This is a genomic window from Zoogloea sp., assembly GCF_041911615.1.
Classification (GTDB): domain Bacteria; phylum Pseudomonadota; class Gammaproteobacteria; order Burkholderiales; family Rhodocyclaceae; genus Zoogloea.
This window is the reverse complement of record NZ_JAYROR010000061.1, coordinates 1-20,204: the sequence shown is the minus strand read 5'-3', so window position 1 is coordinate 20,204 and position 20,204 is coordinate 1. Positions and strand designations below refer to the sequence as shown.

The 20,204-nt window shown below is 68.3% G+C and carries 20 protein-coding genes; 6 read left to right on the top strand and 14 right to left on the bottom strand.

Annotation, left to right across the window (positions count from 1 at the left end):
- The 10 genes from ACE3P2_RS07035 to badH form a co-directional block, all read right to left on the bottom strand.
- The coding region (locus ACE3P2_RS07035; RefSeq protein ID WP_374262652.1) for an electron transfer flavoprotein subunit alpha/FixB family protein at nucleotides 1–674 on the bottom strand (674 nt) is incomplete at its 3' end.
- A gap of 93 nt (nucleotides 675–767) precedes the next feature.
- Nucleotides 768–1,517: an electron transfer flavoprotein subunit beta/FixA family protein gene (locus ACE3P2_RS07030; protein ID WP_374262650.1), complete on the bottom strand. Its 750-nt coding sequence runs from the start codon at nucleotides 1,515–1,517 to the stop codon at nucleotides 768–770.
- 57 nt (nucleotides 1,518–1,574) lie between these two features.
- Nucleotides 1,575–2,519 (bottom strand): branched-chain amino acid ABC transporter permease, encoded by a 945-nt coding sequence (locus ACE3P2_RS07025; RefSeq protein ID WP_374262648.1) that lies wholly within the window; start codon nucleotides 2,517–2,519, stop codon nucleotides 1,575–1,577.
- The gene (locus tag ACE3P2_RS07020; RefSeq protein ID WP_374262645.1) at nucleotides 2,516–3,403 is read right to left on the bottom strand and encodes a branched-chain amino acid ABC transporter permease; all 888 of its coding nucleotides are present in this window, start codon (nucleotides 3,401–3,403) and stop codon (nucleotides 2,516–2,518) included. Before ACE3P2_RS07020 ends, ACE3P2_RS07025 begins: the two co-directional genes overlap by 4 nt.
- 178 nt (nucleotides 3,404–3,581) lie before the next feature.
- Nucleotides 3,582–4,340 carry an ABC transporter ATP-binding protein gene (locus ACE3P2_RS07015; RefSeq protein ID WP_374262643.1) on the bottom strand — a complete coding sequence of 253 codons (759 nt, stop codon included), beginning with the start codon at nucleotides 4,338–4,340 and terminating at the stop codon, nucleotides 3,582–3,584.
- Nucleotide 4,341: 1 nt separating this feature from the next.
- A complete protein-coding gene (locus ACE3P2_RS07010; RefSeq protein ID WP_374262640.1) occupies nucleotides 4,342–5,145 on the bottom strand; it encodes an ABC transporter ATP-binding protein in 804 nt (267 codons plus the stop codon).
- A 28-nt stretch (nucleotides 5,146–5,173) separates the two neighbouring features.
- Nucleotides 5,174–6,349, bottom strand: coding sequence for an acyl-CoA dehydrogenase (locus ACE3P2_RS07005; protein WP_374262637.1), 1,176 nt, complete (start codon nucleotides 6,347–6,349; stop codon nucleotides 5,174–5,176).
- Nucleotides 6,350–6,375: 26 nt separating this feature from the next.
- Complete coding sequence (locus ACE3P2_RS07000; protein ID WP_374262634.1) at nucleotides 6,376–7,527, bottom strand: acyl-CoA dehydrogenase family protein; 1,152 nt, start codon at nucleotides 7,525–7,527, stop codon at nucleotides 6,376–6,378.
- 102 nt (nucleotides 7,528–7,629) lie between these two features.
- Nucleotides 7,630–8,412 (bottom strand): 2-ketocyclohexanecarboxyl-CoA hydrolase, encoded by a 783-nt coding sequence (gene badI / locus ACE3P2_RS06995; protein ID WP_374262632.1) that lies wholly within the window; start codon nucleotides 8,410–8,412, stop codon nucleotides 7,630–7,632.
- A gap of 181 nt (nucleotides 8,413–8,593) precedes the next feature.
- Nucleotides 8,594–9,361: a 2-hydroxycyclohexanecarboxyl-CoA dehydrogenase gene (gene badH / locus ACE3P2_RS06990; protein WP_374262629.1), complete on the bottom strand. Its 768-nt coding sequence runs from the start codon at nucleotides 9,359–9,361 to the stop codon at nucleotides 8,594–8,596.
- Between the two features lie 102 nt (nucleotides 9,362–9,463).
- Here badH and ACE3P2_RS06985 point away from each other — a divergent pair, with 102 nt between their 5' ends.
- Nucleotides 9,464–9,934 carry a MarR family winged helix-turn-helix transcriptional regulator gene (locus ACE3P2_RS06985; RefSeq protein ID WP_374262627.1) on the top strand — a complete coding sequence of 157 codons (471 nt, stop codon included), beginning with the start codon at nucleotides 9,464–9,466 and terminating at the stop codon, nucleotides 9,932–9,934.
- A 6-nt stretch (nucleotides 9,935–9,940) separates the two neighbouring features.
- Here the strand turns inward: ACE3P2_RS06985 and aliB are convergent, their stop codons facing one another.
- The gene (gene aliB / locus ACE3P2_RS06980) at nucleotides 9,941–11,089 is read right to left on the bottom strand and encodes a cyclohexanecarboxyl-CoA dehydrogenase (protein ID WP_374262624.1); all 1,149 of its coding nucleotides are present in this window, start codon (nucleotides 11,087–11,089) and stop codon (nucleotides 9,941–9,943) included.
- Between the two features lie 301 nt (nucleotides 11,090–11,390).
- Between aliB and ACE3P2_RS06975 the strand changes: the two genes are divergently transcribed.
- The 4 genes from ACE3P2_RS06975 to ACE3P2_RS06960 all read left to right on the top strand — a co-directional run bounded on the left by ACE3P2_RS06975 (nucleotide 11,391) and on the right by ACE3P2_RS06960 (nucleotide 16,537).
- Nucleotides 11,391–12,659, top strand: coding sequence for an ABC transporter substrate-binding protein (locus ACE3P2_RS06975; protein WP_374262621.1), 1,269 nt, complete (start codon nucleotides 11,391–11,393; stop codon nucleotides 12,657–12,659).
- Between the two features lie 17 nt (nucleotides 12,660–12,676).
- The gene (gene aliA, locus ACE3P2_RS06970; protein WP_374262618.1) at nucleotides 12,677–14,305 is read left to right on the top strand and encodes a cyclohexanecarboxylate-CoA ligase; all 1,629 of its coding nucleotides are present in this window, start codon (nucleotides 12,677–12,679) and stop codon (nucleotides 14,303–14,305) included.
- Between the two features lie 10 nt (nucleotides 14,306–14,315).
- The gene (locus ACE3P2_RS06965) at nucleotides 14,316–15,089 is read left to right on the top strand and encodes an enoyl-CoA hydratase (RefSeq protein ID WP_374262615.1); all 774 of its coding nucleotides are present in this window, start codon (nucleotides 14,316–14,318) and stop codon (nucleotides 15,087–15,089) included.
- A 77-nt stretch (nucleotides 15,090–15,166) separates the two neighbouring features.
- Entirely contained in the window at nucleotides 15,167–16,537 is a 1,371-nt protein-coding gene (locus ACE3P2_RS06960; RefSeq protein ID WP_374262612.1) for a porin, read from the top strand.
- A gap of 63 nt (nucleotides 16,538–16,600) precedes the next feature.
- Here the strand turns inward: ACE3P2_RS06960 and ACE3P2_RS06955 are convergent, their stop codons facing one another.
- A complete protein-coding gene (locus ACE3P2_RS06955) occupies nucleotides 16,601–17,503 on the bottom strand; it encodes a LysR family transcriptional regulator (RefSeq protein WP_374262609.1) in 903 nt (300 codons plus the stop codon).
- A 94-nt stretch (nucleotides 17,504–17,597) separates the two neighbouring features.
- Here ACE3P2_RS06955 and ACE3P2_RS06950 point away from each other — a divergent pair, with 94 nt between their 5' ends.
- Nucleotides 17,598–18,374, top strand: coding sequence for a TSUP family transporter (locus ACE3P2_RS06950; RefSeq protein ID WP_374262606.1), 777 nt, complete (start codon nucleotides 17,598–17,600; stop codon nucleotides 18,372–18,374).
- Between the two features lie 10 nt (nucleotides 18,375–18,384).
- On the opposite strand, the gene ACE3P2_RS06945 is transcribed toward ACE3P2_RS06950, so the two are convergent.
- Together ACE3P2_RS06945 and ACE3P2_RS06940 are read right to left on the bottom strand one after the other, a co-directional pair.
- Nucleotides 18,385–19,308, bottom strand: coding sequence for a hypothetical protein (locus tag ACE3P2_RS06945; protein WP_374262604.1), 924 nt, complete (start codon nucleotides 19,306–19,308; stop codon nucleotides 18,385–18,387).
- On the bottom strand, nucleotides 19,301–20,204 hold a 904-nt coding region (locus ACE3P2_RS06940; RefSeq protein ID WP_374262601.1), incomplete at its 5' end, for a hypothetical protein. The genes ACE3P2_RS06945 and ACE3P2_RS06940, both read right to left, overlap by 8 nt.

Below are 20,204 nucleotides of genomic sequence, written 5' to 3'. Positions count from 1 at the left end.
GCGGCGCCGAGCTTGTCGGCCAGCGGTTCGAGGGTGGCGCGGTAGGCATCGCCGCTGCCCAGGCCACGGCCGCCCGAGACGATGATCTTGGCGGCGCCCAGCTCCGGGCGGGCCGACTTGGTGAGCTCGCGGCCGACCAGCTGGCTCTGGGCCAGATCCGGGCCGGCGGCGACCGCTTCGATCGCGGCGCTGCCACCCTCGGCGACGGCGTCGAAGGCGGTGGTGCGCACGGTGATGATCTTCACCGCGTCGGACGACTTGACGGTGGCCAGCGCGTTGCCGGCGTAGATCGGGCGCACGAAGGTGTCGGCCGACTCGATGGCGACGATGTCGGAGATCTGGGCGACATCCAGCAGCGCGGCGACGCGCGGCAGGACGTTCTTGCCGAAGGTGGTGGCGGGGGCGAGCACGTGGCTGTAGCCGCCGGCCTTGACCACGTCGACCAGCAGTGCGGCGAGGTTCTCGGCGCCCTGATCAAAGTAGGCGGCGGCATCGGCCACCTTGACCTTGGCGACGCCCGCCAGCTTGGCGGCGGCTTCGGCGGCGGCGCCGCAGTTGCTGCCGGCGACCAGCACTTCGATGTCGGCGCCCAGTTTGGTGGCGGCGGAAACGGTGTTGAGGGTGGCGGCCTTGAGGCCAACGTTGTCGTGTTCGGCGATGACGAGGATGGGCATGTTCTGTGTCTCCGGTTTTGTAGGGGCGAATTCATTCGCCCTCAGTCGGTCAGTCGAAGTCCGCGGGCGAATGAATTCGCCCCTACAGGGCGCTTACAGCACCTTGGCTTCGTTCTTCAGCTTGTCGATCAGCTGGGCCACGTCGGCCACCTTGACGCCGGCGCTGCGGGCGGCGGGCTCGACGACCTTGAGGGTGGTGAGGCGCGGGCCGACATCGACGCCCAGGTCGGCTGGCTTGACGGTGTCGAGCGGCTTCTTCTTGGCCTTCATGATGTTGGGCAGCGTGGCGTAGCGCGGCTCGTTCAGGCGCAGGTCGGTGGTGATGACCGCCGGCAGCGGCAGGACCAGGGTTTCGAGGCCACCGTCGATCTCGCGGGTCACGCGCACGCCGTCGCCGCTCACCTCGACCTTGGAGGCGAAGGTGGCCTGGGGCCAGCCGAGCAGCGCGGCGAGCATCTGGCCGGTCTGGTTGGCGTCGTCGTCGATGGCCTGCTTGCCGAGGATCACCAGCTTGGGCTGTTCCTTGGCCACGATGGCCTTGAGCAGCTTGGCGACGGCCAGCGGCTGCAGGTCGGCGTCGGATTCGACGAGGATGCCGCGGTCGGCGCCGATGGCCATGGCGGTGCGCAGGGTTTCCTGGCACTGGGCGACGCCGGCGGAGACGGCCACCACCTCGGTGGCGGTGCCGGCTTCCTTCAGGCGCACGGCTTCTTCAACGGCGATCTCGTCGAAGGGGTTCATGGCCATCTTGACGTTGGCCAGCTCGACGCCGCTCTGGTCGGCCTTGACGCGGATCTTGACGTTGTAATCGACGACCCGCTTGATGGGTACGAGAATCTTCATGGGATGGGTTCCTTGTCGGTGTGGGGTTGGATCGCGGGTTCGGGTCGTGGCGGGGGCTCAGCGCACCTTCTCGCCGATCATGCGGCGGTACAGGGCGATGGCCTCGCCCACCAGCCCGCGGCGGAAGGCGAGCACGCAGGCGGCGAAGATGAAGCCCGTGATGACCGTGACCATCGACCCGACCTTGTCGGCCAGCTCGTTCTGCAGGGTGACGATCACCGTGGCGCCGACTACCGGGCCGAGCACCGTGCCGACGCCACCGAGCAGGGTCATCAGCACCACCTCGCCGGAGGTGTGCCAGTGGGCGTCGGAGAGCGTCGCGAAGCTGAACACCAGGGTCTTCAGCGCGCCAGCCAGCCCGCTCACCGCCGCCGACAGCACGAAGGCCAGCAGCTTGTAGCGATCCACGTCGTAGCCCAGGGAGATGGCGCGGGGCTCGTTCTCGCGGATGGCCTTGAGGATCTGCCCGAAGGGCGAGTGGATGCTGCGATGGATCAGCCAGAACGCCCCGGCCGCCACCGCCAGCACCAGGTAATACAGGTGGGTGTCGGACGACAGGTCGAAGCCCAGCACGCTCCCGCGCGGAACGCCCTGCAGGCCGTCCTCGCCGCCGGTGAATTCGCTCTTCAGGAACAGGAAGAACACCAGCTGGGCCAGCGCCAGCGTGCTCATCGCGAAGTAGATGCCCTGCCGGCGGATGGCGAGGCTGCCCACCACCCAGCCCAGGGCCGCCGCGCCCAGCGTGCCCAGGGCCAGCCCGACGAGGGTCGGCACCGCCCACACCTTGAGCGCGTGGGCGGTGAGATAAGCCGCCCCGCCCAGGAAGGCCGCATGTCCGAAGGACAGAAGGCCCGTGTAGCCCAGCAGCAGGTTGAAGGCGCAGGCGAACACCGCGAAGCACAGCACCTTCATGACGAGCACCGGATAGACCAGCGCCGGCGCGACGAGGAGCGCCGCCAGCAGCGCGAGATAACCCAGCGGAAGACGTTGCGGATTCATCATGCTTCCTTTCCGAAAAGCCCGGCCGGCCGGAACCACAGGACGACGGCCATGATCACGAACACGACGACGGCGCTGGCCTCGGGGTAGAAGACCTTGGTGAGCCCTTCCACCACACCCAGCCCCAGCCCGGTGAGTACCGAACCGAGGATCGAGCCCATGCCGCCGATCACCACCACCGCAAAGACCACGATGATCAGGTTGCTGCCCATCAGCGGCCCCACCTGGGCGGTGGGCGCGGCAAGCACGCCCGCCAGCCCCGCCAGCCCCACGCCGAAGCCGTAGGTGAGCATCACCATCAGCGGCACGTTGATGCCGAAAGCCTGGGTGAGCCGCGGGTTCTCGGTGGCGGCGCGCAGGTAGGCGCCGAGCCGGGTCTTCTCGATCATGAACCACGTGAACAGGCACACCGCGAGCGACACCACGATGACCCACGCCCGGTAGCGCGGCAGCATCATGAAGCCCAGGTCGAAGGCGCCGGCCAGCGCCTCGGGGATGGCGTAGGGCTGACCGGCCACGCCGAAGGCCTGCCGGAAGCCGCCCTCGATCATCAGCGCGATGCCGAAGGTGAGGAGCAGCGCGTAGAGGTAGTCGAAGCGATACAGCCGGCGCAGCAGCAGGCGTTCGAGCACGATGCCGATCACCGCCACGCCCAGCGGCACCAGCAGCAGCGCCCACCAGTAGCCCAGCCCGAGGTATTCCAGCGCCATCCAGGTGAACATCGCGCCCATCATGTAGCAGGCGCCGTGGGAGAAATTGATGATGTGCAGCATGCCGAAGATGACCGCGAGGCCGAGGCTCAGCAGGGCGTAGAAGGAGCCATTGACCAGCCCGAGGGTGAGCTGGCCAAGGAGTGCCGGCACAGGCACACCGAAGATTTCGTTCATGGGCGGAGACTCCGAAAAAGATGGCAGGACGCGGGCTGCCGCTGCCATCCGGGCGGGTGGTCAGCGCAGCCCCGGATGAACACGACAGCGGGGCCGGCGCCCTGCCCGACGGCCAACGGGGGCCGAGTGGAGAATGCAGGCCGAGGCAAGCGCAGGCGGCGGGAGAGGAGGACCGCCGTCATACGCCCAGTGCCTCTTGCAGGAAGGCCTGCTTTTCCTGGAGCTCGTGCTGCGCGATCTCGGCCACCACCTGCCCGTGTTCGACGACGAACAGGCGGTCGGCCAGGGGCGCGGCGAAGCGGAAGTTCTGCTCCACCAGCAGGATCGTGAAACCCCGCGCCTTGAGCGTCGCGATGATCTCGGCGAGGCGCTGGACGATTACCGGCGCCAGGCCTTCCGAGATCTCGTCGAGCAGCAGCAGCCGCGCGCCGGTGCGCAGGATGCGGGCCATCGCCAGCATCTGCTGTTCGCCGCCGGACATCTTGGTGCCAGGGCTGTGGCGACGTTCGGCGAGGTTGGGGAACATCGCGTACAGCTCGTCGACGCTCATCCCACCGCTGCCCACCAGGGGCGGCAGCAGCAGGTTTTCCTCGCAGCTGAGGCCGGCGTAGATGCCGCGCTCCTCGGGGCAATAGCCCACGCCGAGCTGGGCGATCCTGTGGGGTGGCAGATCGACCGCCTCGCGGCCGTTGATCATGATCGAGCCGGTACGCTTGCCGGTGAGGCCCATGATGGCGCGTAGGGTGGTGGTGCGACCGGAGCCGTTGCGGCCCAGCAGCGCCACGCATTCGCCGCGTCGCACGGTGAAGTCCATGCCGTGCAGCACGTGGGATTCGCCGTAGAAGGCGTGCAGGCTCGAGACGCGCAGGTATTCGGTGGCGTGGGCGGTGGCGTGGGCATCGGGCACGGCGACGGGGCTGAACAAAGCTTGGTTCATCTCAGAGCCCTCCCGCCGCGTGGGCGGCCTCGCTGCCCATGTAGGCCTCAATCACCGCCGGGTTGCGCGACACGCTGGCGTAGTCGCCCTGGGCCAGCACGGCGCCCCGGGCGAGCACGGTGATGGCGTCGCAGATGCCGGAGACGACCTTCATGTTGTGCTCGACCATCAGCACCGTGCGCCCATTGGATACCGCCTTGATGAGCTGCATCACCCGGTCCACGTCCTCGTGGCCCATGCCCTGGGTGGGTTCGTCGAGGAGCAGCATCTCGGGCTCCAGCGCCAGGGTGGTGGCGATCTCCAGCGCCCGCTTGCGGCCGTAGGGCAGCTCGACGGCGACCATCCGGGCAAAGCGCTCGAGGCCGACGAGGGCCAGGATTTCCATCGCCTTGTCGTTGAGGCAGTCGAGGCTGCGGCCGCTCTTCCAGAAGTGGAAGCTGGTGCCGAGCTTGCGCTGCAGCGGGATGCGCACGTTCTCCAGCACCGAAAGGTGCGGGAACACCGCCGATATCTGGAACGACCGGACCAGCCCCATCCGGGCGATCTGCTGGGGGCTGCTGCGGGTGATGTCCTCACCCTTGAAGCGGATGCTGCCGCGGCTTGGCGCGAGGAACTTGGTGAGCAGGTTGAAGCAGGTGGTCTTGCCGGCGCCGTTGGGGCCGATCAGGGCGTGGATGTGGCCTTTGCGGATCTGCAGATCCACGCCATTCACGGCCACGAAGCCGCGGAATTCCTTCACGAGACCGTGGGTCTCGAGAACGATTTCCGCGTCCGGGGCGGCGGGGCTGGGGGTCGGTCCGGTCATTCGGCGGGCTCCGTCGGGGTGGGCGGGCTCAGTTGCCGAAGGCGGCGATGCCGGTCTGGGCGCGGCCGAGGATCAGCGCGTGGATGTCGTGGGTGCCTTCGTAGGTGTTCACCACCTCGAGATTCACCAGATGACGCGCCACGCCGAACTCGTCGGAGATGCCGTTGCCGCCCATCATGTCGCGCGCCAGGCGGGCGATCTCCAGCGACTTGCCGCAGGAGTTGCGCTTCATGATCGAGGTGATCTCCACCGCGGCGATGTGCTCGTCCTTCATCCGCCCCAGCCGCAGGCAGCCCTGCAGGCCCAGCGTGATCTCGGTCTGCATGTCGGCGAGCTTTTTCTGGATGAGCTGGTTGGCGGCCAGCGGGCGGCCGAACTGCTTGCGATCGAGCACGTACTGGCGGGCGCGGTGCCAGCAATCTTCCGCCGCACCCAGCGCGCCCCAGGCGATGCCGTAGCGGGCGGAGTTGAGGCAGGTGAATGGGCCTTTCAGGCCGCGCACGTCGGGGAAGGCGTTTTCCTCGGGGCAGAAAACCTCGTCCATCACGATCTCGCCGGTGATCGAGGCGCGCAGGCCGACCTTGCCGTGGATCGCCGGCGCCGACAGCCCTTTCCAGCCTTTTTCCAGCACGAAGCCGCGGATCTTGCCTTCGTCGTCCTTGGCCCACACCACGAACACGTCGGCCACCGGGCTGTTGGTGATCCACATCTTGCTGCCCGAAATGCTGTAGCCGCCGTCCACCTTGCGGGCACGGGTAATCATGCTGCCGGGGTCGGAGCCGTGGTTGGGCTCGGTGAGGCCAAAGCAGCCGATCCATTCGCCGCTGGCGAGCTTGGGCAGGTATTTCTGTTTGGTGGCTTCGTTGCCGAACTCATTGATCGGCACCATCACCAGCGAGCTCTGCACGCTCATCATCGAGCGGTAGCCGGAGTCGACACGTTCGACTTCCCGGGCGATCAGCCCGTAGCTCACGTAGTTGAGGCCGGCGCCGCCGTATTGCTCGGGGATGGTGGGGCCCAGCAGGCCCAGTTCGCCCATCTCGCGGAAGATGGCGAGGTCGGTGTGCTCGTTGCGGAAGGCCTCCAGCACGCGGGGGGCGAGGCGCTCCTGGCAGTAGGCGTAGGCGGTGTCGCGGATCATCCGCTCTTCGTCGGTGAGCTGCTGGTCGAGGAGCAGGGGGTCGTCCCATTGAAAGTGGGTCATGGCGTCGTCCTTTTTGATTGTTGGGGTCAGGTGGCTGCGCGGATCATGTTTCGGGCGATCACCAGCTGCTGGATCTGGGTGGTGCCCTCGAAGAGGCGGAACAGGCGCACGTCGCGGTAGAAGCGCTCGATGCCGTACTCCGCCAGGTAGCCGGCGCCGCCGAAGATCTGCACGGCGCGGTCGGCCACGCGGCCGCACATCTCGGAGGCAAACAGCTTGGCGCACGAGGCTTCGGTACCCACATCGAGCCCCGCGTCGCGGCGTCGGGCGGCGTCGATCACCATGCTGCGGGCGGCGTAGAGCTCGGCCTTGCTGTCGGCCAGCATGGCCTGGATGAGCTGGAACTCGGCGATGGGCTTGCCGAACTGCTTGCGCTCGCAGGCGTAGCGCAGGGCGTCGTCGAGCATGCGTTCGGCTACGCCCACCGAGATGGCGGCGATGGCGATGCGGCCCTTGTCGAGCACCTTCATGGCGGTCTTGAAGCCGACGCCTTCCTTGCCGCCGATGAGGTTGGCGGCGGGCACGCGGCAGTCCTCGAAGATCACGTCGCAGGTGTGGGCACCGCGGTGGCCCATCTTCCTGTCGGGCAGGCCGAGGGAAAGGCCCGGCGTGCCGCGCTCGACGATGAAGGCGGAGATGCCGTCGGCGCCCTTGTTGGCGGGGTCGGTGCGCGCCATCACGGTGAAGATGCCGGCCTCCGGCGCGTTGGTGATGTAGCGCTTGGTGCCGTTGAGCACGTAGTGGTCGCCGTCGCGGAGGGCCGTGGTGCGCAGGCTGGCGGCGTCGGAGCCGCTGTCGGGCTCGGTGAGGGCGAAGGAGCCGATGAGCTCGCCGGTTGCGAGGCGCGGCAGGTAATGGGCCTTCTGCGCCGGGGTGCCGTCGATCACGATGCCCTGGCCGCCAATGCCGTTGTTGGTGGCGAACAGCGAGCGGAAGCACGGCGAGGCGTGGCCGATCTCGAAGGTGGCGAGCACCTCCTCCTCCATCGTCAGCCCCATGCCGCCGTGCTCCTCGGGCAGGGACAGGCCAAAGAGGCCAAGCGCCTTCATCCCGGCGACGATCTCGTCGGGGATGTGGTCGGTCTCGGAGACGATGGATTCAAAGGGAACCAGGCGTTCGCGCACGAAGCGCGAGATCGTGTCGAGCAGCAGGTTGAGGGTTTCCTGATCTCTGATCATGGTGGGCTTTCCTCGGACGGACGGGGTGCGGTAGGGGCGAACGCGTCCGATTGCAGGGGTCGAAGCGTGCGGGCGAATGAATTCGCCCCTACAACTGGGCGTTTATTTCACGTGCTTGCGGAATTCCGGCTTGCGCTTCTCGCGGAAGGCGTTGCCGCCCTCGGCCGATTCCGGGGTCTCGTAGTAGAGCTTGAGGGCGTGCATCGCCAGGCCGCCCATGCCGCGGATCATCTCGGTATCCACGTTGAAGGACTTCTTGGCCAGGGCCAGCGCGGTGGGGCTCTTTTCGAGGATCTCGTCGCACCACTTCTTCACCTCGGCGTCGAGCTCGGCCTGGGGCACCACGGCATTCACGAGGCCCATCTCCAGCGCCTGCCGGGCGGTGTAGCGGCGGCACAGGTACCAGATCTCGCGGGCCTTCTTCTCGCCCACCACGCGGGCCAGCAGCGCAGTGCCGAAGCCCGGATCGACCGAACCGACACGCGGCCCGGCCTGACCGAGCTGGGCGTTGTCAGAGGCGATGGCCAGGTCGCAGATGGTGACCAGCACGTTGCCGCCGCCGATGGCGTAGCCATTGACGCGGGCGATCACCGGCTTGGAGATGTCGCGGATGGCGCTCTGGACTTCCTCGATGGGCAGGCCGATGGTGCCGCGGCCGCCGTAGCCGCCGTCCTGGGTGCCCTGGTCGCCGCCGGTGCAGAAGGCCTTCTCGCCGGCGCCGGTGAGCACCACCACGCCCACGCTGCGGTCGTAGTCGGCGTCCTTGAGGGCGTGGATCATCTCCTCGCAGGTGTTGGCGGTGAAGGCGTTGAACTGCTTGGGCCGGTTGATGGTGATGGTGGCGACGCCGTCGACCTTGGTGTAGAGGATTTCGCGGTATTCCATGGGGTGTCTCCTTGCAGGTGAGGGTTTGTGCTTTGTCTATCTGTTTCTTCGTCAGCGTGGAGGGTGCGAAGAAATCGTCGCGAGCAGGCCCGAGGTCGCGACGAGGAACGGAGACGTACAGGCGTACGTCGAGTACCGGAATCGCGAGATCGGGACGCGCAGTAGATTTATTCGCGCCCGCCTAGCCGGCCATCGTGAGGCCGCCGGACACGCTGATGACCTGGCCGGTGATGAACGAGGCTTCCTCGCTCGACAGGAACAGCACCGCGCCGGGCAGGTCGTCGGGCTGGCCGAGGCGGCCGAAGGGGATGGCCTTGGTGAGCGCGCCCTTGAGCTTCTCGCCCTGCTCGCCTTCGCCGGCGAAGTCGCGGAACAGCGCGGTGTCGGTGGGGCCGGGGCACACCACGTTCACGTTGATCTGCTTCCTGGCCAGCTCGCGGGCCATGGTCTTGGAGAAGGACAGCAGGCCGCCCTTGCAGAAGGCGTACACCGCCTCGCCGGAGGAACCCACACGGGCGGCGTCGGAGGCCACATTCACCACCTTGCCGGCGCCCCGCTCGGCCATGCCCTTGAGCACCGCCTGGTGCATGTAGAGCGGGCCGTACAGATTGACCGCGACGATCTTGTCCCACAGGGGCTTGTCGGTCTTGAGGAAGGGCGCGGCGTGATCCCAGCCGGCGTTGTTCACCAGAATGTAGGTGGGGCCGAGCTGGGTCTCGGCGGCGGCGACGGCCGCCTGCACCGATTCCTGGCTGGTCAGATCAACCTGGAAGGCCGCCGCGCTGCCGCCCTTCTCGCGGATCTCGGCGACCACCGCCTGAGCGGCTTCCAGGTTGATGTCGAAGACCGCGACGATGGCGCCCTCCTCGGCGAAACGCCGGCAGATCGCCGCGCCGATGCCGCCGGCGCCGCCGGTCACGATGGTCACTTTTCCTTTGATGCCTCGCATACTGTTCTCCTTTTATGTAATTGGGCTCTGGGTCGCTGCCCGTTGCGTTTTCGTCCTGCTTTGCGCTTCAATGCGGCTTCACCCGCTTCACGTACCGCCGCGATGACCGACCTGACCACCGAGAAGAGCCTTGCCTCCATCGAGATCAACAACCGCCTGTTCTTCCGGCTCTTCCAGGCGGCCAACACGCTGCACACCAAGGGCACCCAGGCCCTCGACGATTTCGGCGTCACCACCCAGCAGTGGTCGGTGCTCGGCGCCCTGTCGCGCCCCCAGGTGGAAGGCGGGATGAGCGTCAATGAGCTGTCGCGCTACCTGCTGGTGAGCCGCCAGAACCTCACCGGCCTGCTCGGCCGCCTCGAACGGGACGGCCTCATCGAGCGCAGCACCGGCGCCGAAGACCGGCGCGAACGGCGCGTGCGTCTCAGCGAGAAGGGCGTGGCCCTGTGGCAATCCCTGGCCGACCCGATCCACAACTTCTATGACGGGGCCCTCAAGGGCTTCTCGTTCGACGACCGACTGGCCTTCATCCACTACATCAACCTCCTGCAGCGCAACATGTCGCAGCTGTAAGGCCGCTCAGATCCGGTACTGGGCCACCTTCTGGCGGGCGATGATCATCTTCATGATGTTTGCGGTCCCGTCGCCGATCTGCAGGCCCAGCACGTCCCGGTAGCGCTGCCCGAAGTGGTAGTCGCTGCCGTAGCCGCCGTGGCCGTGGGTGAGCAGGCACTGGTGGATGATTTCGCAGGCGAGCTTGGGGCCCCACCACTTGCACATGGCCGCCTCGGCGGTGTGGGAAAGGTGGTTGTCCTTCAGCCATAGGGTTTTGAGGCACAGGTTGCGGCAGGCCTCGTACATCGTCTCGGCCTCGGCGAGCGGAAAGCTCACCCCCTGGAAATCGGCGATCGGCTTGCCGAAGGCCTCGCGCTCCTGGGCGTAACGCCACGCCTCGTCCAGGCTCGCCCGGGCCACGCCCATGCACTGCAGGCCGATCAGCGCGCGGCTGTAGTCGAAGCCCTGCATCACCTGAACGAAACCCTGTCCTTCGTCGCCGAGCATCATCTCGGCGGGCACGCGCACCCCGTCGAAGAAGATCGAGCCACGCCCCACCGGCCGCGTGCCGATGTCGTCGAAGGCCGTGCGGGTGATGCCCGGCAGATCCATCGGCACCAGGAAGGCGCTGATGCCCCGCGCCCCGTCCGACTCCAGCCCGGTGCGGGCAAACACCACCGCCACGTCGGCCTGGGTGGCCATCGAGATCGAGGTTTTCTCGCCGGAGAGAATGAAATCCTTGCCGTCTCGCACCGCCTTCAACTTGAGACGCGCCGCGTCCGAACCGGCTGAAGGCTCGGTGAGGGCGATGGCGATCAGCTTGCGGCCGGTGATCACCTCGTCCATCCACTCCCGGGCGATCTCGGGCCGGGCGTAGTTCGAGACGATCTGGCCGCACAGGGACGTGAGCAGATTGACGTAGGACACGTTGAAGTCCCCGTAGGCGATCTGCTCCAGCAGCAGCCCGCTGGTCACGCAATCCACCCCCAGACCGCCGAACTGCTCCGGCAGCTCCGGGCCGAGAAAACCCAGCTCGGCCATCTCGATCACCAGTTCGCGCTCCACGCGCTCGGCCTTCTCACGGGCCCGGTAATCCGGGGCAAGACGATTCCGGGCAAAGCGGCTGGCGGATTCGACGAGTGCTTTCTGCTCGTCGGTCAGGCTGAAATCCATCGTCGGTCCTTTCGGTTGGGAAGTGCGGCGAATTTTAGAAATCGCCGCCCAAATCTGTCAATATATTTACACATTTAGTCAGTTGAATTTTTCTATCGAAAATCGATGTGCGATAGAACATATTTTAATTAATTGTTTAAACGCAATTTAATCTAATTAGATGATGCAAAGCACAAAGTAATTTTTCACCGCCAACGCCATTAAACGTAAATATGTTGACTTATATTACTCGGGTCGATACGTTTCGCAGCGGCGTGGAAGCACGCGCACCGAGGCACAAACGACACAAGAGGAGCGAGACATGCAGAACAGAAACAAGCGCGCAGGCGTCGCCGCGCGGCCCACCCGACACTGGCTGGGCGCCGCGATGGCGAGCGCCCTGCTGGCCGCCGGGCCCGCCGTGGCCCAGCAGAAGATCAGCGACGACGTGGTGAAGATCGGGGTGCTCACCGACATGTCCGGTGCGTATTCGGACTTCACCGGGGCCGGCGCGGTGATCGCCGCCCAGATGGCAGTGGAAGACTTCGCCCGCAACGGCCAGGTGGCCGGCAAGAAGATCGAGGTGGTCAGCGCCGATCACCAGAACAAGGCCGACATCGGCGCCGAGCGGGCCCGCAACTGGTTCGACCGGGACAAGGTGGACACCATCGTCGAGCTGGTGACCACCAACGTCGCGCTGGCGGTGATGGACGTCGCCGAGCAGAAGAACCGGCTGGCGCTGGTGTCGGGCTCCGCGTCCCTCGCCATCACCAACGAACGCTGCAACGCCAACACCGCCCACTGGGTGTACGACAGCTACGGCCTCGCCTCGGGCACTGCCAAGGCGGTGATGAAGGCCGGCAAGAAGAACTGGTACTTCATCGCCGCCGACTACGCCGCCGGCGCGGCCATGACCAAGGACGCCAGCCAGGTGGTCAACGCGGGCGGCGGCAAGGTGGTGGGCGTGGCCAAGCACCCCTTCCCCAACGCCGACTTTTCGTCCTTCCTGCTCAGCGCCCAGGCCTCCAAGGCCGACGTGATCGCGCTGGCCAACGGCGGCCAGGACACCATCACCGCCATCAAGCAGGCGGCCGAGTTCGGCATCACCGGCTCGCGCCAGAGCCTGGTGCCGATCGTGCTGTTCATCAACGACGTGCACGCGCTGGGCCTCAAGACCGCCCAGGGCCTGACCCTCACCGAAGGCTTCTACTGGAACCGCGACGCGAAGACCCGCGCCTGGTCTCGGCGCTTCTTCGAGCGCGCCAAGAAGATGCCCAGCATGGCCCACGCCGGCGTGTATTCGTCGGTACTCAACTACCTGAAGGCCGTCGAGAAGACCGGCACCGACGACGCCGCCACGGTGATGAAGCAGCTCAAATCCGCCGAGATCGACGACGGCCTGTTCAAGGGCCGCATCCGCGCCGACGGCAAGTTCGCCCACGACATGCTGCTGCTGGAGGTCAAGAAGCCCGGCGAATCCACCGAGCCGTGGGATTACTACCACGTCCGCGGCGTGATCCCGGCGGCCGACGCCGCCCTGCCGCTGAGCGAATCCAAGTGCAAGCTCGTCGCCCCGCGCGCGGCGTCCTGACGACCCGGAGAGATGCCATGAAATTCGATCCCATCCTGCTCGCCCCGCGCATGGCGCCCATGAAGGCCGCCGGCTTCTGGCGCGACGAGACCATCGAGCAGCCCCTGCGCCGCGCGCTGCAGCAATGCCCCGACAAGACCGCCGTGGTGAGCTACGCCGCCGGCGAGGACACGCCGGTGCGCCTGAGCTACCGCGAGCTCGACGCCCGCGTGGACCGCATCGCCCGCGGGCTGGTGAGCCTGGGCGTCGGGCGCAGCGACGTGGTCACCTTCCAGCTGCCCAACTGCTGGGAGTTCATCGCCCTGTCGCTGGCCTGCGTGCGCATCGGCGCGGTGGCCAACCCGGTGATGCCGATCTTCCGCCAGCACGAACTCAACTTCATGCTCAACTTTGGCGAGAGCAAGGTCTTCGTGGTGCCCAAGGTGTTCCGCGGCTTCGACTACGAGGCCATGGCCCGCGGCATGCTGGACGGCCTGCCCCATCTGCGCCAGCTGGTGGTGCTCGGCGGCGAAGGCGAAAGCAGCTTCGAATCCGCCCTGCTGCGCGACGACACCCCGCCCCTCACGGGCCCCGGCCTCGGCCCCGACGACGTGCTGCTGCTGATGTACACCTCTGGCACCACCGGCGAGCCGAAGGGCGTGATGCACACCTCCAACACGCTGTTCTCCAACCTCCACGCCTACATCGCGGCGATGGAACTCGGGCACGACGACGTGGTGCTCGGCGCCTCGCCGATGGCCCACCTCACCGGCTACGCCTACCTGGCGATGCTGCCGCTGATCCTCAACGCCACCACCGTGCTGCAGGACATCTGGGAAGCCCGCCGGGCGCTGCAGATCGCCTGCGCCGAGGGCGTCACGTTCAGCATGGCCTCGACGCCCTTCGTCGCCGACCTGTGCAACGCCGTCGAAGCCGGCGAACCCACCACGCCGGGCTTCAACAAGTTCTGCTGCGCCGGCGCGCCGATTCCGCCGGTGCTCATCGAGCGCGCCGCCAGCATCCTCGGGATGCGCCTGTGCTCGGCCTGGGGCATGACCGAGAACGGCGCCGTCACCGTCACCGAACCATCCCGGGCGATGGACAAGTCCGGCGTCTCCGACGGCCGCCCGCTGCCGGGCATGGAGCTCAAGGTGGTGGACGCCAACGGCCACAGCCTGCCCGCCGGCGAAAGCGGCTCGCTGCTGGTGCGTGGCGCCTCGCTCTTCGGCGGCTACCTCAAGCGCCCGCAGCTCAACGCCACCTCGGCCGACGGCTGGTTCGACACCGGCGACGTGGCCACCATCGACGCCGAGGGCTACATCCGCATCACCGGCCGCACGAAGGACGTGGTGATCCGCGGCGGCGAGAACATCCCGGTGGTCGAAATCGAGAACCTGCTCTACCAGCACCCGGCCATCGCCGTGGTGGCCATCGTCGGCTACCCCGACCGGCGCCTGGGCGAGCGCGTGTGCGCCTTCGTGTCCCTCAAGCCCGGCGCGCGCTTCGACTTTCAGGAGATGGTCGGCTACCTGGAAGGCCGCCAGGTGGCCAAGCAGTACTGGCCCGAGCGCCTCGAGATCGTCGAAGACCTGCCCCGCACGCCCAGCGGCAAGCTGCAGAAGTTCAAGCTGCGGGCCATCGCCAAGTCGTTCGGTGACGTCGAGTGAGGGCGGCCCCATGAACCCGCCCATCCTCATCGAAACCCACGACCGCGTCGGCCTGATCCGCTTCAACCGACCGGAGGTCTACAACGCCCTCAACGACGCGGCGATGGACGCCCTGGCCGCCGCGCTCGACGCCTTCGAGGCCGACGAGGCGATCCGCTGCGTCGTCCTCACCGGCTCGGCCAAGGCCTTCGCGGCCGGCGCCGACATCGTCGCCATCCGCCAGATGGATTTCATGGACGCCTACAAGGGCAACTTCATCACCCGCAACTGGGAACGCCTCAAGACCTTCCGCAAGCCGGTGATCGCCGCCGTGTCGGGCGTGGCGCTCGGCGGCGGCTGCGAGGTGGCGATGATGTGCGACATCGTCTTCGCCGCCGACACCGCCCGCTTCGCCCTGCCCGAGGTGAAGATCGGCACGCTGCCCGGCGCCGGCGGCACCCAGCGCCTGCCGCGGGCGGTCGGCAAGGCCAAGGCGATGGATCTCGTGCTACGCGGCCGGATGATGGACGCCGCCGAGGCCGAGCGCTGCGGCCTCGTGTCCCACGTCGTCCCGGCCGACAGCCTGCTGGACGAAGCCCTGGCCGCCGCCCGGGAGATCGCCGGGCATTCGCTGCCGGTGCTGATGATGCTCAAGGAATCCGTCAATCGCGCCTTCGAAAGCCCGCTCGGCGAAGGCCTGCTGTTCGAGCGCCGGACCCTGCACGCGAGCTTCGCGCTGCACGACCAGAAGGAAGGCATGGCGGCCTTCGCCGAGAAGCGCAAGCCACGCTTCGAGGACCGCTGAACCCACCAGGCAGGCCGACCCACACCCCGCCCGCCGCCTGCCGCGGGCACACCACACACAAAAAACAGGAGACAACCATGTCACGCCACCGTCACGCCCATCCTGCGCGCTTGCTCGCGCTTTCCGTCGCCGCCGCCTTCGCCGCCAGCCCCGCCCTGGCCGGCGAAAAGGAGCTGCAGGCGCAGATCGAAGCCCTCGCCCGCCAGCTCGAAAACCTGCAGCGCCAGATGGCCGAACAGAAGGCCGCCGCCGCCGCGCCGGCCACCACGCCAGCCCCGGCCAGCAGCGGCCCGGGCAGCTTCAAGCTCAACATCTCCGGCAACCTCGACGCCGCCGTCGGGCACCAGGGCAACGTCGCCACCGGGGCGGCCGCCAGCCAGGGCAGCACCACCAAGTTCTTCAACGGCGGCATGGCCCCCACCAACCTCGCCGTCACCGGCTCAACGGAATTCGGCGACGGGCTCACCGCGCTGTTCAAGGTGGATACCGAGTTCCTCACCTCGTCCGGCGCCAACATGCTGCCGGTGAGCGGCCAGATCGCGCCCTCGAGCTACAACGGCGCCAACGGCGGCAGCGTGCTGTTCAACCGCGCCGCCTACGTGGGCCTTGCCGGCCGCTACGGCACCCTCAACCTCGGCCGCCAGCAGACGGTGGCGGTGGACGCGGTGGTGAAGGTCGAGCCCTCCAACTACACCAACTTCTTCATGTCCTCGGTGTATGGCGCCTACAACCTGGGCAACGCCATCTACGGCCAGGGGCTGGTGAACACCGTCGCCGGCAAGTACAGCGCCGGCGTGTCGGGCAACCTGGATTCCCGCGACAACGCGATGATCAAGTACGTCAGCCCCAACCTGGCCGGTGCCCGCATCGTGGCCGGCTACAGCCCCGGCGCGGTGGCCGGCGGCGACACCCAGGGCTCGAAGGCCGCCGTGGGCGCCAGCTACGACTACGGCAACTTCAGCATCGGCGGCTCGTACACCGAATGGAATCCGATGGACGTGGTCACCAACCGCGACGTGAAGTACCGCCTCCACAACCTGGGCGTCGGCTACCGCTTCGGCCCCCTCAGCGTGCGCGCCGCGATGGGCCACACCGCCCTGCCGGCCGTCACCCTGAAGGATTCCACCAACACCAACGTCGCCTACAGCGCCGCCGACGCCTCGGTGAAAGGCATCGGCGCCACCTACGCGGTGACGCCCGCCATCGACGTGACCGCCGCCTACTACGTGAAGCGCTACGACATCGCCAGCGGCAACAAGCCGCGGGTCGACACCCTGGGCCTGGGCGCCACCTGGCTGCTCTACAAGAACACCAAGCTCTACGCCCTGTTCGACCACGCCAGCAGCCGCGGCGACAACGCCGCCGCCCAGACCCTCGGCGGCAACGGCTCGGCCAACGCCTTCGCGGTGGGCTTCTCGTATGCCTTCAGCGCCGACATGATCCGCTGAGGAGCCGCCTCGCCAATGTTCCGGCCGCCCGCCCCACGGGGAGGGTGGCCGGCGTCCGTGGTGCTATCCGGTGGGCGCGCCCCAGGCGGCACGGCACGCCTCGCGCATCCGCCGCGCCAGCGGAGACGGATCGCGCGGCAGCAGGATCGCCGCGCCGGCGCTGGCATCCAGGTCGGACAACGGACGCAGGACGACCTCCGCCGGCACCAGCCCGGCCATGCCCGCCGGGATCACCGCGACACCGAAACCCGCGCCGACGAGGGTCAGCATCGACGTCTTGCGCGAGATCACCGCCGCCATCCGCGGCACGAACCCCCGCGCCAGGCACAGGTCGGTCACGCGCCGTGCCAGGCCGCCCCGCTCCCGGTGCACCGCCGACACGAAGGCCTCCTCCGCCAGCGCTGCCAGCTCGATACCGCCGTGGCCCGCCAGCCGATGCCCCGGCGGCAAGGCCACGAGCAGACGCTCGTCGGCCAGCGTCACCAGCTCCACCGCCGGATCGCGATGCAGCAGGGGCAGACGCGCCAGGCCCATGTCGGCCCGCCCCGCCGCCACCTCGGCCACCTGCACTTCCGACGACACCCGGTCCAGATCCACCCGCGCCGCCGGCGCCTCGCGACTGAAGCGACCCAGCGCCGCCAGCAGGGGGCCGGCCACCGGCACCGAACTGGAATGGAGCAGGCGCAGCACGCCGGCCTCGCCCCGCTCGGTGGCGCGCCCGTCCTCGACCGCCACCGCCAGCGCCGCCTCGATGCCCGCCGCCCGGGCGCGGAACACCTCGCCGGCCGGAGTCAGGCGCACGCCACGCGCTTCGCGGACGAACAGCGCGTAACCCAGCGTCGCCTCCAGCGCGGCGATCTGGCGACTCAGGGCCGGCTGGGCGATGAACAAGCCGCCCGCCGCCTGGGAGAAATTACCGGCCTCCGCCACGGCCAGGAAGTAGCGGATCTGCTTGAGACTAACCATGCCAACAATGAATGGATGAATGATTTATTCGATATTGGCGTTATAGCAGACGGGCCGCCACACTTGACGTCCGATCAAGTCCATCGCGTCCAACATGCCCACCCTCGCCCTTCCCCCGTCGCTCGCCGATCTGTTCTCGGGCAGCAGCCCGAGCACGCTCCTGGCGGTGTTCGCCGTCGTCGCGCTGGCCTACGCAATCTTCGCGCTGCTCGGCTTCGGCACCGCGCTGATCGCCGCCACGCCGCTGGCCTGGGCGATGCCCGTGGCGCAGGTGATTCCGCTGCTGGCCCTGCTCGACGGAGCCAGCGCCCTGCGCCGCGGCTACGCCAACCGCCAGCGGGTGGACCTCGCCGCCATCGGCCGTCTGCTCCCGGGCATGGTGCTGGGGCAGGCGCTGGGCGTCGCGCTGCTCGCGGTGCTGCCGCTGCGGGTTTCGGCGCTGCTGCTGGGGGGATTCGTCGCCGCTTACGGCGCATGGAGCCTGCGCGGCGCGCCCCGCCGGTCGCCGTCGGCCCGGGCCGCGTGGCTGTGGGGTGGCGTCGGCGGGGTGCTGGGGGGCCTGTTCGGCAGCGGAGGCTTCGTGTACGCCAGCTATCTGCAGGCCCGCCTGCCCGACCGCGACGCCTTTCGGGCCAGCCAGGCGGTGCTGATCTCCGCGTCCACCCTGTGGCGGATCGTGCTGTGCGCGCTGTCGGGCCTGATCGACCTGCGCCTGCTGGGCGTCGCGGTGCTGCTCGGCCCCGCGGTCGTCCTCGGCCACCGCATCGGCGCGCTGATCGACCGCCGGCTGTCGGCCGACGGCTTCCGGCGCGCGCTCAACCTGATGCTCATCGCCTCGGGCCTCGCGCTGGCCGGGCGCAGCCTGCTCTGAGCGGCGGGGGTCAGTCCGCCTGCACCACGGCGTCGTAAATGCGGCGGGCCACGTCCGGGTCGTCGAGATAGCCGTCGATACCGTGGCGGTTTTCGGTGTGGTTATCCACGTTGGTCTTGTTCTCGATGGCCGGCTTGAGGCGGAAATTGGTGGCGTCCAGCGGATACAGCGACACCACGTCGCGCCCATCCATGGCGTTGTACCAATGGCTCACGCATGGAGGAAAGACCACCGGCGCGAGCTGCGCGAGCCGCTGCTTGATGACCGTGACCGCCAGCGGCGAGCCCACCGTGACGAACTGCGGCACCGACCAGCCCCGCGTCTGGCCCAGATTGCGCAGCACGTTGTAGGCCACCACGGTGCCGAGGGAATGGGCGACCACCACGGTCTTCTTTCCCTCCGGCATCGCGCTGGCGACGCCGTCGTCGATGGCGTCGCGAATGCGCTTCTGGGTGAGATATTGATAGACGTCGCGGGTCGCCAGCGCAACGCTGGCCCCGCTGGCGCCCGGCACATGGCGGTCGAGCACGGTGAGGATGCCCTGCACCCATTCCCAGTTGAGCACGCCCCGCTCCACCGACATCCCCTGAGGCATCTCCTTCATCACCGCGAGTTCGGGGTTGGCGGCGTAACGCCCCACGTGCTCCATCAAGGCGGCTTCGAGGAACGCCTTCTCGTCCTGGGACAGGGCGGTCGAATCGTCGGGCTGCACCCCGCGCACCACGATCTTCGCCGCCTCCTCCGGCGACTTGCCGGCGACCAGCTGGTCGAGGGTGTCGCCGTAATACGGCAAGTGGATCTGCTCGTCGGCGAGCGGGCGCTTCAGCCCGATCCGGGCCAGGCCGCGTTCCCACGCCTTGATCCAGTCCGCCTTGAGTTTGATCGAATCGAGACGCTGCTGGGCGCGTCCATGAACCAGCACGAGATCACGCATGATGAACCTCCGGGGGAGACAACCACGCCGCGAGCACCGCGCAGGCCTCGCGACTGAAATGCGTCCACAGCGCCGGCCGCAACAGCGGCGGCAGTGCAGCGAGCGGCGCAGGCAGGATCACGCCCCGCGCCGCCAGCCCGACCCAGCCGCGGGCCATCAGTGGCAACCCGGGCGGACACCCCTGCGACGCCTCGCCGGCGAGGCCCGCCAGCACCGCCACGTCGTACAGCGGCGGAACGCCGGCGCCTCGCATCCGCGCCACCAGCTCGGCCAGCCGGTCGGACAGGCCGGCGTCGTCGAGGGCGTAGGCCAGCAACAGCGCCAGCACCGGATCGGGTGCAGGCCCCGCCATCGCCGTGGCGACCAGGGCGTCGAGCACCGCCGGCGCGGGCCGGAAGACGCCCCGGGCGAGCGCCGAGACGATCAGCTCGCGCCCTGTCCGCCGGGCCATCCGGCGGGTGTCGTCGGGATCGAATAGCGGCGAGTTGGCCGACGCCTCGTAGGCCAGGCTGACGAGCCGGCCGTCGTCGCCAAAACTGAGCTCGCCGATGAATTCGGGCAGCAGCGGCACCAGCACACCCGAGCCGTCCTGCAGCGTCAGCAGCACCCGGTCGGACGTCAGATCGCCGGGATGGGCGCGCAGCACCTCGCCGCCCAGCTCCCAATCGAGGCCCATGCGGGCGCCCAGCGCGCCCATCGCCGTCGCCCCGCGCAGCTTGAGGCCGCAGCGGGTCTCGAACTGCCGGGGCGCAAACTCTTCGGCATGGCGCCGTGCCACTTCGGCCAGCCCACCGGCACCGACCGGCGACACGCCCGACGCGGCCACCCGCCCGCCGAGGAAGCCCCCACCCGGCTGCGCACCGCGCGGTCGGCCGAGCAGCGCGTCGTCCGCCGGC

Coding starts and splice junctions, on each gene's coding strand:
- ACE3P2_RS07030 (WP_374262650.1), bottom strand. CDS start 1,517: ATGAAGATTCTCGTACCCATCAAGCGGGTCGTCGATTACAACGTCAAG.
- ACE3P2_RS07025 (WP_374262648.1), bottom strand. CDS start 2,519: ATGATGAATCCGCAACGTCTTCCGCTGGGTTATCTCGCGCTGCTGGCG.
- ACE3P2_RS07020 (WP_374262645.1), bottom strand. CDS start 3,403: ATGAACGAAATCTTCGGTGTGCCTGTGCCGGCACTCCTTGGCCAGCTC.
- ACE3P2_RS07015 (WP_374262643.1), bottom strand. CDS start 4,340: ATGAACCAAGCTTTGTTCAGCCCCGTCGCCGTGCCCGATGCCCACGCC.
- ACE3P2_RS07010 (WP_374262640.1), bottom strand. CDS start 5,145: ATGACCGGACCGACCCCCAGCCCCGCCGCCCCGGACGCGGAAATCGTT.
- ACE3P2_RS07005 (WP_374262637.1), bottom strand. CDS start 6,349: ATGACCCACTTTCAATGGGACGACCCCCTGCTCCTCGACCAGCAGCTC.
- ACE3P2_RS07000 (WP_374262634.1), bottom strand. CDS start 7,527: ATGATCAGAGATCAGGAAACCCTCAACCTGCTGCTCGACACGATCTCG.
- badI (WP_374262632.1), bottom strand. CDS start 8,412: ATGGAATACCGCGAAATCCTCTACACCAAGGTCGACGGCGTCGCCACC.
- badH (WP_374262629.1), bottom strand. CDS start 9,361: ATGCGAGGCATCAAAGGAAAAGTGACCATCGTGACCGGCGGCGCCGGC.
- ACE3P2_RS06985 (WP_374262627.1), top strand. CDS start 9,464: ATGACCGACCTGACCACCGAGAAGAGCCTTGCCTCCATCGAGATCAAC.
- aliB (WP_374262624.1), bottom strand. CDS start 11,089: ATGGATTTCAGCCTGACCGACGAGCAGAAAGCACTCGTCGAATCCGCC.
- ACE3P2_RS06975 (WP_374262621.1), top strand. CDS start 11,391: ATGCAGAACAGAAACAAGCGCGCAGGCGTCGCCGCGCGGCCCACCCGA.
- aliA (WP_374262618.1), top strand. CDS start 12,677: ATGAAATTCGATCCCATCCTGCTCGCCCCGCGCATGGCGCCCATGAAG.
- ACE3P2_RS06965 (WP_374262615.1), top strand. CDS start 14,316: ATGAACCCGCCCATCCTCATCGAAACCCACGACCGCGTCGGCCTGATC.
- ACE3P2_RS06960 (WP_374262612.1), top strand. CDS start 15,167: ATGTCACGCCACCGTCACGCCCATCCTGCGCGCTTGCTCGCGCTTTCC.
- ACE3P2_RS06955 (WP_374262609.1), bottom strand. CDS start 17,503: ATGGTTAGTCTCAAGCAGATCCGCTACTTCCTGGCCGTGGCGGAGGCC.
- ACE3P2_RS06950 (WP_374262606.1), top strand. CDS start 17,598: ATGCCCACCCTCGCCCTTCCCCCGTCGCTCGCCGATCTGTTCTCGGGC.
- ACE3P2_RS06945 (WP_374262604.1), bottom strand. CDS start 19,308: ATGCGTGATCTCGTGCTGGTTCATGGACGCGCCCAGCAGCGTCTCGAT.